This window comes from Afipia sp. GW822-FHT04G07 (assembly GCF_058800765.1).
This window is the reverse complement of record NZ_JBXAMP010000001.1, coordinates 2,416,841-2,427,381: the sequence shown is the minus strand read 5'-3', so window position 1 is coordinate 2,427,381 and position 10,541 is coordinate 2,416,841. Positions and strand designations below refer to the sequence as shown.

Here is a 10,541-nt window from a genome sequence, read left to right as displayed (position 1 = left end):
CTGCTATTGCAGCGGCAACCGGTAGGTGCCGTCCGCCGACGGGCGGCCTTCGCGAATGGCAAGGCTCATGTCGCGGGCGAGGCGTTGCGCGACGGGGATGCGATAATGGAGCGGATCCCAGTAATTCGAATCCTGCCGCGTGAGCGGCGAAGGATAGCGCCAATCGATCACCTTGGCGCCATGTCGTGCGGCGATTCCGACAATGCGCGCCTTGCACTGCGCCTCGACAGCCGCCGCTTCGCTCGCGGGCAGAGGCTGTGCTGCGACATGAACCGGCATGAAGGCAACGATCTTTATACCGTCGCCGGCTTTGCCGAGCAGATCGTCCAGCCATTGAAGCGCTGGAAAACTGAGCTTGTCGCGCTGCATTTGTGAAAGCTGGAACGGCGGCGCATCGGTATCGTACGTTCGCGGCGGAGACCCTCCCCACAGGTTACGGCGTGCCTTCTCGGCGTCGTAAGTTGCATCGGGCGGCACGAAAACCTGAAATCCGTCGTAGCGGCTGCGCGCCGGATAAAATCCCAGGCGGTTGCCGAGCAGTCTTCCTGCGATCTCGATGGTTTCAAGATTCAGAAGGTAGAGATAGTCATTCCACTTGCTGCCGTCGTACAGGAAATCCGGAAAGCCCCGGAACGTAATGCGATTGCTGTCGGCGTCCGGCGTGCACCAGACCTGATCGATGCCCACGATCATGACGCGCGGCTTTCCGGCACGGTCGATAAAGTAATCGGCCATGGTCTTCTGTTCCCATGCCGTCGCCGAATCCATCGCGAGGTTGGCAAATTTTGCACCAAACTCCGCATTGAGGATTTCCGGATCGAGCAGACGGGACGTCGATGTTCCGACAACCAGGGAATCGAACCGTCCGCTCCGCACAATCTGCGGATACATGTATCGCTGATTGATGCTCACCAGAGGCCGTTCGATCGGCAGCGAGAACGGGACGACATTGTAGGGGTCGATCAGCAGCACGAAGGCATACAGTCCGGCGATGCCCGCCGCGAAGGTAACCATCAGCCGGATCGCAAAGCTGCGCCATGAGACCTGGCTGTTCTTTCCGGCTATCGAGGTTCGCAGGCGCTGCAACATCGCGGTTCCTGTCAGAACTGGAAGTAGATGAAGTTGACCGGCGCGCCCTTGCCGACTTCCAGCACGCAGAAGACTGCGAGCACCGCACTCACAAATGCCAATGCAGGATACGGCCGCAGCAGCCGGTCCCGGAGTTCGTGGGCCGACGGGATGAGAACCGACGCGAGCGCGGCAATGAGAATCAGTTTGGGACTCATGAGCGTGCCGCTGAAACCATTGGCGCCGAGCAGCGATCCGAAAACCGAAACTGCGCTCGTGAAGCTATCGGTGCGGAAAATCACCCAGCCCAAAGTCACGAAAGTAATCGTGATCAGCCAGCCTGCCGCCGCAGGCATCGGCTTGCGCAGCGATTGCCACGCCCGGCAGACGATCAACCCGACTCCGTGCCAGAGCCCCCACACGATGAACGGCCATCCCGCGCCGTGCCACAAGCCGCAAATCCCCATGCTGAGAAGCGTGGCGACCACATAGCGCGCCCAGCCGTGACGGCTGCCGCCCAGCGGGATGTAGAGATAGTCGCGAATGAATTTCGACAGCGAAATATGCCAGCGTTGCCAGAAGTCGCGGAGGTTGCAGGCCAGATACGGGCGCAGGAAGTTTTCGGGCAGCACTAGGCCGAACAGGAGCGCCGTTCCGATCGCCATTTCGGTATAGGCCGAGAAATCCAGAAACAGTTGCAGTGAGAACCCGAGAGTCGCGGTCCACGCGTCGCCGAAGCTCAGCACGTGATCGCCGACGCGCCTGAACAGCGGGTCGGCAATCTTGGCGAGCGGGTCCGCCAGCAGCACTTTTTTTGCGAAACCGACAATGAATATGACGAGGCCCGAGCCGATATTGGTCCACATGGCATCGCCACGAGGATCCTGTGCGAACTGCGGGATCAACTCGTTGTGCCGCACGATCGGGCCGGCAATGAGATGGGGAAACAACAGAACGAAAAGCGCGAAAGGACGGAACGAATAGATCGGCGCATCGCCGCGCATGCGGTCGATGAGGTAGGAAATCAACTGGAACGAGAAAAAGCTGATGCCGATCGGCAAAACCAGATGAGAGCGCGGCAGATCGATACCCGTCGCGGATTCGAGCAGGCCGATCAGAAAGTCCAGATACTTGAATGTCGCAAGCGACAGGATGTTGAGCACGACGCCGACGGCAAGAACCGCATTTTTTCCGGTTCGCTCGTGAACGATGGCGAGCAGCCATGTGATGGCGATCTGGCCGACAAGCAGCGGTATGAAACGAATATCCCACCATCCGTAGAAGAACAGCGAGATTCCGATCAACACCCATTGCCGGAGCGCGATATGTCGCGCGCACGCATAATACAATGTGACGGCGACCGGCAAGAAAACGAGAATGTAAAACTGGGACTGAAACAGCATTTAGCAACGATCGATCATGCGGGGCGGACGCCAGCGGAGAGGCATCGCTTGGCCCGCAATGCCAAATTGATCTGCATTGATTGGGATAACGCGGACTGAAAGTAAAGCAGGTCTGCCGCGGTCGGCGTCTAGCGGACCGTCGACCAGCGGCTGTCGAAGGAATTTGCCGGCACGGCCGGCTGGGCTCCGGCCAGCGATTGCTGCGACGCCGGGGCGGTTACGGCGGGAGCGGGGGCAGCAACGACAGGCTTGGCCGGCGGGGTCTGTGCCTGCTGCGAGCGCTCGAGCGGAATCACCCGCGGCGGCGTGCTGGCGGCCTTGGTCTGGCTGGTGGATTTTGCCTTCGGTGCTGCGGTGACGGCGGGCTTTGCCGGAGCGGGCTCAGGGTCGGACCCACGCAGGCCGACGCTGCGCGACAGCCGGCTGAGGAAGCTGCCCTCGTTGGCGCTGGCATTCGCATTGGCTGGCGTGCTGCGCGACGCGGGCACCGCGACCATCGGCTCGCTGTTCGATGAGGTGAAGCTGAAGGATGGCGCGGCTTCCGGTGCCTTCGGAATGGTCGCATGCGAAGGAACTGTTCCCGGCGCGGGCAGATAGGATGCGACCGCATAATCGGTGACGTCCTTGTCGATCGCGGCTTCACCTTCGGGCAGCTTGGATGCGAACACCGGATGCATACCGCCGTCGATGCCGGCGCGCGAACGGGCCGTCGTGGTGCCTCGGGAAATCAGCTGCGCGATTTTCTGGTCGTCCTGACGCTGCTTGTCCTGAACGGCGTCGGCAATATCGGCCGGGATCTGATAGGCCGGACACTGCGCGGATGCGTTGAACGCCAGCGGACGGGTCGCGCCGGCAGGCTTCTCTGCATCGAAGACATATTTCTTCTCGCAGAAATCGACCTTCGGCTCCTGCTTGGTGACCTCGAAGTGATCGTTGCCTTCCTTGATCATCTTCCAGAACGGCATGTTCGGATTGTTGCGGTGACGGGCCATGTTCTGCGCCGTCATGCGGAACGGATAGGCCTGCACCTGAAATGCGTTCTGGCCGCCGAAAAACGACTCGCGGCCGAGCGCATAAATTTCCGAAATCTGCTCGTCGGTCATCGCGTAGCAGCCGCGCGACGAGCAGTCGCCGTGAACCATCAACTGCGAGCCGGTACGTCCCCACGCCTTATCGTAGGCATTGGGATAGCCCATGTTGAACGACAGGTAATACGCCGAGGTCGGATTCATCTGCGCCGGCGTGATCGAGTAGAAGCCTTCGGGAGCCTGCCGGTCGCCTTCCTTGATCTTCGGGCCGAGATCGCCCGACCAGCGGCAGATCGGATAGGTCTTGAGCAGCGCGAACTTGCCGCTGCGATCCTGCTTCCAGACCTCGAGTTCGGCTTCCTGCTTGAACAGGCGGACCAGCATCGGCGATGCCTTGTCCATGTTCTTGGCTTCGATTTCGGCGACCAGCTTTTCGGGGATCGGGCGGTTGGCCTTGGCGCCGGTCGAAAGACTGTCGCCGTTACATGCGGACAGCAAAACGCCAGCCGCGAGCACAGCCGACGTCATCAGCGCGCGGACATGCGTGCGGCCGATCAATGCAAAGCTCCGCGGCAGATTGGCAATCCCCAAACTCCAGCTAACCCGGCGACCTTCAGGGCAAACAATGTTCCGGCAAAGTGGCGCACAGTTGGCCGCCGGAAATCGCTGCCGCTCTAACAGGCCGCACGTGTTTTCGTCGTAAAAGCGGCGTTCGCTTTTTGGCTAAAAACGTACGTGAGCAATTGAGCAATTATTATCCTTAAGGGGCCCCGGTCGCAAGCTGAACAGGCCGCGGCCGAGGGCCCGGACCGCTTTATGGTCAACGCTAAGTAAATCAAAATGCAGCCGAAATTGGCGTGGTGCCGGGCTGCGTGTGTCCAGAAAAAGCCACGATGTGGCGGGCCATCACGTAAGCCGGCCGCGATCCCCCGGCCGCACTACCCGAGCCGGCGGCCGATCTCGAGAAACTTCTGACGGCGCTGGTCGCGGACCGCCTTGGAATCGAGGCTTCGCAGATCGTTGAAGGCCTGGGCGATGGCGTCGCCCGTTCGCGCGACCATGGCGCCTGGATCGCGGTGCGCGCCGCCCGAAGGTTCTTTGAGAATGGTGTCGATCACGCCAAAGCGGGCGAGATCCTGCGCGGTAATCTTGAGGTTGGTGGCGGCTTCCTGAGCCTTCGCCGGGTCGCGCCACAGAATCGAGGCAGCACCCTCCGGCGAGATGACGCTGTAGACCGCGTGTTCCAGCATCAGCACGCGATTTGCAGTTGCGATTGCGATCGCGCCGCCGGACCCGCCCTCGCCGATGACGACGGCAACGTTGGGGACGCCGAGATTGAGGCACGCATCGGTGGATCGCGCGATGGCTTCCGCCTGACCGCGCTCCTCCGCGCCGATGCCGGGATAGGCGCCAGCGGTGTCCACCAGCGACAGCACCGGAATGCTGAAACGATCCGCCATTTCCATCAGCCGCACGGCTTTTCGATAGCCTTCAGGCTTGGCCATGCCGAAATTGTGCTTGAGCCGGGTTTCGGTGGTCGACCCCTTTTCCTGGCCGATGACGCAAATGCTTTCGCCCCTGAAACGTCCAAAGCCACCGACCAGCGCATCGTCGTCGCCGAACTTGCGGTCGCCCGCGAGTGGCGTGAACTCGGTGATCAGCGTCTTGATATAGTCGACGCAGTGCGGCCGCAGCGGATGACGCGCGACCTGGGTCTTCTGCCAGGGTGTCAGATTGGCATAGAGGTCGTCGAGCGCCTGCAACGCCTTGTCCTCGATGCGTGATACTTCCTCGCTGATGTCGCTGCCGCTGGCGGCAAGCGCGCGCAGCTCGTCCACTTTGGCATCGAGCTCGGCAACAGGTTTTTCAAAATCCAGATAGCTACGCATCAGGTCCGGCATGTGACAAATATAGGGGACGGCGCGCTTGAGGCGAAGAGGCGCGCAAATGGATTCGGTCGATCGCGGTGGAGTGTCGATGAAGTCTTGGGAGGCCTTTCAAGTCAAGAAGCGGTCCCAAGTCAAGCGCCGCGATGAAAAGCACTGATTTTGCTGGTTCTTTTAATGTTCATTTGTCCGCCAGCGGATGCAGATCGCGGACCAGGCTCTTCAGCCGCTCCTCGACGATATGGGTATAGATCTGGGTTGTTGAAATATCCGTGTGGCCGAGCAGCGTCTGGACGATTCTCAGGTCGGCTCCATTGTGCAGCAGGTGCGATGCGAATGCGTGGCGCAGCACGTGCGGGCTGACCAGCCGCTGTGCAATGCCGGCGGCTCCCGCAAGTTCCTTGAGGTCGCGCGCGAAATGTTGCCGCGTCAGGTGTCCGCTTTCGCCCGATGACGGAAACAGCCATTTCGAGGCGGCGGAGTTTTTCTTCTGTTCGCGATGAACGTCCTCCAGCGCCGCGAGATAAACCGCCATGGCCTGCTTCGAGGTTTCGTTGAGCGGAACCAGCCGCTCCTTGTTGCCTTTGCCGCGCACGACGATCATGCGTGCATCGCGCCGCGCCGCCGACAGCGGCAGCGCCACCAGTTCGGAGACGCGAAGTCCCGTCGCATAGAGGATTTCGAGCAGGCAGGAGAGCCGCAACGCGCGCAGTTTTTGCAGCGGCGACTGCTCCGGCATGTCCGATGCGGTCTTCGCGTGCGTCAGAAGACGATCGACATCGGCGATCGACAGCACTTTCGGCAGCGCGCGGCCGCGCTTTGGGCCGGAAAGAATCGCAGCCGGATCGTCCGTGCGCACGCGCTCGCTCAAAAGAAAACGGAACAAGTGCCGTGTCGACGACAGCTTGCGCGCCACGCTCGACGATTTGAATCCGCGGGTGTCGAGGTCGGCCAGATAATCGCGCAGCAATTGAGTGTCCGCGTCGCGGAACGTCGAATTACGCCGCGCGAGGAATTCGGACAGGTCTTCGAGATCGCCGCGATAGGCGTCGAGCGTATTGCCGCCGGCGCCCTGTTCCGCGGCGAGCATGTCGAGGAACAGGCTGGCCAGCCGGGCATCGGAGGATTTGTCCGTCGGCATGATCCCCCACCGATCTATTTCTTGAGAAATTTATCGGGAGGAACGCTGACTGTCATTTCACGGGGCTTTGGATTAACGAAATTGGCGAGCGCGAAAATACCGCCATAGATCAGCCCGCCGATCACCGCGACGACAGTCAGGAAGCGAAACAGGCTGGGCATCGAGATGGCCTCGGAATTAACCTTTGAAGTACGGGCTCCAAAGCTCGTTAACCGGCAGAACGCGGCGGTTCAACGGTTCAAAGTACCAACATGTTCGCGCCGTTTCGGCAAGAGTCTCTGGCAACGGGATCGGCAGGAGTAGTATAGGTGGCCAATCAGCCGCACCAGCGGCAAATCGAGCCCTTAAAGATGACCGAGACTGCGGCCAGACATCAGGACGGCGCGACCCAGGAGACCGACATTGTAGCGGCTCTGGGCGGCCGGTCGGTTGTGCTTGTCGGCATGATGGGATCGGGCAAATCGACCATCGGACGCAGGCTCGGCGCGCGGCTGCACGTCCCGTTTCTGGATGCCGATCATGAAATCGAGATCGCACACGCGGGCCTGACTGTCTCCGAGATATTCGCCCAGCACGGTGAGCCGTATTTTCGCGACGGTGAGGCGCGGGTGATCGCGCGCCTGCTGGAGGGCGGCTCTTGCGTGATCGCGACCGGCGGCGGTGCGTTCATGCGCGAGGAGACGCGCAACCGGATTCGCGACAAGGCCGTCTCGGTCTGGCTGCAGGCGGACGGCGATGTCATCCTGAAGCGGGTCAAGCGCCGCGCCGACAGGCCGCTGCTGCAAACGGCCGATCCTGCTGCGACCATCGAGCGGCTGATCGGCGAGCGCAGTCCGTTTTATCAGTTAGCCGATCTCACCATTGCGTCGCGCGATGTGCCGCACGAGAAAATCGTCGATGAAGCCATCAGCGCGCTTCATGCCTATCTTCTGTCCGGTGGCGCGTCTTCACATTCCGCAAGCGAAACGAAATGACCGTTCCCATCAAGACTGCAAATCCGGTGACCGTCGACGTCGCCCTCGGCGACCGCGCCTATGACATTGTCATCGGCCGCGATGTGCTGCCGTCGCTCGGCCATCGCATCGCCGCGCTGCGGCCCGGCGCTCGCACGGCCATCGTGACCGATCGCACCGTCGCAAAGCACTGGCTTGCCAAAACCGAAGCCGCACTCGCGGATGCTGGCATCGCATCGTCGCGCATCGTGGTGGGCGAAGGCGAAGCATCCAAGAGCTACGCGGTGTTGCAGGAGGTGTCCGAGGCGCTGATCGCGGCGAAGATCGAGCGCAACGATCTGGTGATTGCGCTTGGCGGTGGCGTGATCGGCGATCTGGCCGGGTTCGCGGCATCAATCGTCCGGCGCGGCGTGGATTTCGTGCAGGTGCCGACGTCCCTGCTGGCGCAGGTCGATTCGTCGGTGGGCGGAAAAACCGGAATCAATTCACCGCACGGCAAGAATCTGGTCGGAGCGTTTCATCAGCCGGTGCTGGTGGTTGCGGATACGGCAGTGCTCGATACGCTTTCGCCGCGCCAGTTTCGCGCCGGCTACGCGGAAGTCGCCAAATATGGCGTGCTGGGCGATCTGGAATTTTTCGATTGGCTGGAAGCCAATCATTCGGGCATCTTCACGGGCGGAACTGCGCGCGAACATGCCATCGCGGCCAGTTGTCGCGCCAAGGCGGAGATCGTGGCGCGCGACGAGCGTGAAACCGGCGACCGCGCCTTGCTCAATCTCGGACACACCTTCGGCCATGCGCTGGAGGCCGCGACGGGTTTCTCCGACCGGCTGTTCCACGGCGAGGGCGTCTCGGTTGGCATGGTACTCGCCGCCGAGTTTTCGGCGCACCTGAATATGCTTCCCATATCGGATGCCGCGCGTGTGCAGCGTCATCTTGCGTCGGTCGGCCTGCCGACCCGTTTGCAGGACATCGCGGGCTTTCAGCAGGAAGGCCTCGCGGATGCCGACGCGCTGCTGGCGCTGATGGCGCAGGACAAGAAGGTGAAGCGCGGACGTCTCACGTTCATCCTGCTGGAAAAGATCGGCAAGGCGGTGATCGCCAACGATGTCGATCCGTCCGCGGTTCGTGATTTCCTTCAAGAAAAATTATCGGGATAACGACGACGCAGTCGCGGGACAAACATGAACTCAGCTGTCGTCAACCTGCTCATCGCCATTCTTCTGCTCGCGGCCAACGCATTTTATGTGGCGGCGGAATTTGCGCTGGTGAAAAGCCGCGGGTTTCGCGTCAAGGCCATGGCCGAGCAGAACCGTTTCGGCGCGCGCCTGCTGATGAAAATGATGGGCAACATGGAGGCCTATCTCGCGTGCTGCCAGCTCGGCATCACCATGGCCTCACTCGGTCTGGGCTGGGTTGGCGAGCCGACTGTCGCGGCGTTGCTTCGGCCTGTTCTCGAACCGCTCGGGATGCCGGAATCCGCTTTGCATTTTACGGCATTCCTGACCGGCTTTCTGGTGTTCTCCTCGTTGCATATCGTCATCGGCGAGCAGGTGCCGAAAACGCTTGCGATTCGACAGCCTGTGCCGGTCTCGCAATGGATCGCGTATCCGCTGTATGCATCTTATCTTGTTCTTTATCCGCTGAACTGGCTGCTGAACGGTGCGTCGCGCGCAATTTTGCGGATGCTTGGCGTGAAGGAATCGTCGCAGAACGAAATCCTCACCGACTCCGAAATCGAAGGGCTCGTGGAGGAATCAGCCGAGCACGGCAAAATGGAGATTGGCGAGGCCGAATACATCCAGAACGTCTTCCGCTTTGGCGACCTCGCGGTATCCGACGTGATGGTTCATCGCACCAAGATGGTCAGCGTCAACGCGGACGGGCCGCCCGATGCGGTCATCCGTGGAATTCTCGAATCGGAATACACCCGTATCCCGCTGTGGCGCGAGAAGCCGGAGAACATCATCGGCGTCCTTCACGCAAAGGATCTGCTTCGCGCTATCCGGACGACGGACGGGGATCTCTCCAAGATCGATGTCGCAGCCATCGCGTTGACGCCGTGGTTCGTGCCCGAGATGCGGCCGTTGTCGGAACAGCTCAAGGCGTTCCGCCGCCGCAAGACGCATTTCGCCCTCGTGGTGGACGAGTACGGCGAGGTCGAAGGCATGGTGACGCTGGAAGACATTCTGGAAGAAATCGTCGGCGATATTTCCGATGAGCACGATGTCGTGGTCGCAGGTGTCCGTGCACAGCCGGATGGTTCTGTCGTCGTCGACGGTTCGGTGCCGATCCGCGATCTCAATCGCGCAATGGACTGGCATCTGCCGGACGAGGAAGCCACCACCATCGCGGGTCTCGTGATTCATGAGGCGCGCTCGATCCCGGATCGCGGCCAGAGTTTCACGTTTCACGGTTTCCGGTTCAGGGTGCTCAGGCGCGAGCGAAACCGCATCACGGCGCTGCGAATCGTGCCGTTGCCGCGCGAAAGCGACGTGCCGGAGAAAAAGCCGAAGGCGGGAACGTCGTTCTAGTGTCCCGTATCCGACGTTCGATTCACTCCGCAGCGCCTTCCGAACGAACGTCGGATACGAAAGGACACTAGCAAATTATAATTCTAGTGATCCTTTGGTTCTGACATTCGTAAAAGGGCCTACGAAGGATATGATACGAATGTCAGAACCGGATCACTAGCGGCTCGGCAATCTCTCAGTGCTTGCAGGCTTCCGCAGGGGCAGGACGCCGGGCATTTTCTCCTGGCGCATGTGCGTGGATCGCCAGCGCGTGGACGGAACCGGACAGTTCGGCCGTCAGTACCGAATTTATCATCCGATGGCGGTCGATCCGGCTCTTCCCTTCGAACGCTTTCGACACAATATAAACCCGAAAGTGCGTCTCGCCGCCCGGCCTGTGGCCTGCGTGGCCTTCGTGTAGATGGGATTCATCTGCGACATCGAGGCTTTCCGGCGCGAAAGCTTCGCTCAACTTCTTTGTGATGTGATCTTTTGCGGTCATGATCTGCGCAATATCGCGCGTTATTCGTTCAGGTCAATGACCGTTTC

At 60.9% G+C, this 10,541-nt stretch carries 10 protein-coding genes; 3 read left to right on the top strand and 7 right to left on the bottom strand.

The window, feature by feature from the left end; all coding sequences use genetic code 11:
• Positions 1 to 3: 3 nt before the first annotated feature.
• The 6 genes from AC1RKJ_RS11875 to AC1RKJ_RS11850 all read right to left on the bottom strand — a co-directional run bounded on the left by AC1RKJ_RS11875 (position 4) and on the right by AC1RKJ_RS11850 (position 6,687).
• Positions 4 to 1,089 (bottom strand): hypothetical protein, encoded by a 1,086-nt coding sequence (locus AC1RKJ_RS11875; protein ID WP_492791155.1) that lies wholly within the window; start codon positions 1,087 to 1,089, stop codon positions 4 to 6.
• An 11-nt stretch (positions 1,090 to 1,100) separates the two neighbouring features.
• Positions 1,101 to 2,471: an MBOAT family O-acyltransferase gene (locus AC1RKJ_RS11870; RefSeq protein ID WP_492791154.1), complete on the bottom strand. Its 1,371-nt coding sequence runs from the start codon at positions 2,469 to 2,471 to the stop codon at positions 1,101 to 1,103.
• Between the two features lie 128 nt (positions 2,472 to 2,599).
• The gene (locus AC1RKJ_RS11865; protein WP_492791153.1) at positions 2,600 to 4,057 is read right to left on the bottom strand and encodes a L,D-transpeptidase family protein; all 1,458 of its coding nucleotides are present in this window, start codon (positions 4,055 to 4,057) and stop codon (positions 2,600 to 2,602) included.
• A 380-nt stretch (positions 4,058 to 4,437) separates the two neighbouring features.
• Positions 4,438 to 5,400 carry an acetyl-CoA carboxylase carboxyltransferase subunit alpha gene (locus tag AC1RKJ_RS11860; RefSeq protein ID WP_492791152.1) on the bottom strand — a complete coding sequence of 321 codons (963 nt, stop codon included), beginning with the start codon at positions 5,398 to 5,400 and terminating at the stop codon, positions 4,438 to 4,440.
• A gap of 166 nt (positions 5,401 to 5,566) precedes the next feature.
• Entirely contained in the window at positions 5,567 to 6,526 is a 960-nt protein-coding gene (xerD, locus tag AC1RKJ_RS11855; RefSeq protein WP_492791151.1) for a site-specific tyrosine recombinase XerD, read from the bottom strand.
• Between the two features lie 14 nt (positions 6,527 to 6,540).
• Positions 6,541 to 6,687, bottom strand: coding sequence for a histidine kinase (locus AC1RKJ_RS11850; protein WP_492791150.1), 147 nt, complete (start codon positions 6,685 to 6,687; stop codon positions 6,541 to 6,543).
• A gap of 189 nt (positions 6,688 to 6,876) precedes the next feature.
• Between AC1RKJ_RS11850 and AC1RKJ_RS11845 the strand changes: the two genes are divergently transcribed.
• The 3 genes from AC1RKJ_RS11845 to AC1RKJ_RS11835 are packed head-to-tail and all read left to right on the top strand — an operon-like array spanning position 6,877 to position 10,013.
• Positions 6,877 to 7,500 (top strand): shikimate kinase, encoded by a 624-nt coding sequence (locus AC1RKJ_RS11845; protein WP_492791149.1) that lies wholly within the window; start codon positions 6,877 to 6,879, stop codon positions 7,498 to 7,500.
• Positions 7,497 to 8,639 (top strand): 3-dehydroquinate synthase, encoded by a 1,143-nt coding sequence (gene aroB, locus AC1RKJ_RS11840; RefSeq protein WP_492791148.1) that lies wholly within the window; start codon positions 7,497 to 7,499, stop codon positions 8,637 to 8,639. Before AC1RKJ_RS11845 ends, aroB begins: the two co-directional genes overlap by 4 nt.
• Before the next feature lie 24 nt (positions 8,640 to 8,663).
• Positions 8,664 to 10,013 (top strand): HlyC/CorC family transporter, encoded by a 1,350-nt coding sequence (locus AC1RKJ_RS11835; protein WP_492791147.1) that lies wholly within the window; start codon positions 8,664 to 8,666, stop codon positions 10,011 to 10,013.
• A 175-nt stretch (positions 10,014 to 10,188) separates the two neighbouring features.
• Here the strand turns inward: AC1RKJ_RS11835 and AC1RKJ_RS11830 are convergent, their stop codons facing one another.
• Positions 10,189 to 10,494 carry a BolA family protein gene (locus AC1RKJ_RS11830; RefSeq protein WP_492791146.1) on the bottom strand — a complete coding sequence of 102 codons (306 nt, stop codon included), beginning with the start codon at positions 10,492 to 10,494 and terminating at the stop codon, positions 10,189 to 10,191.
• Positions 10,495 to 10,541: the final 47 nt, after the last annotated feature.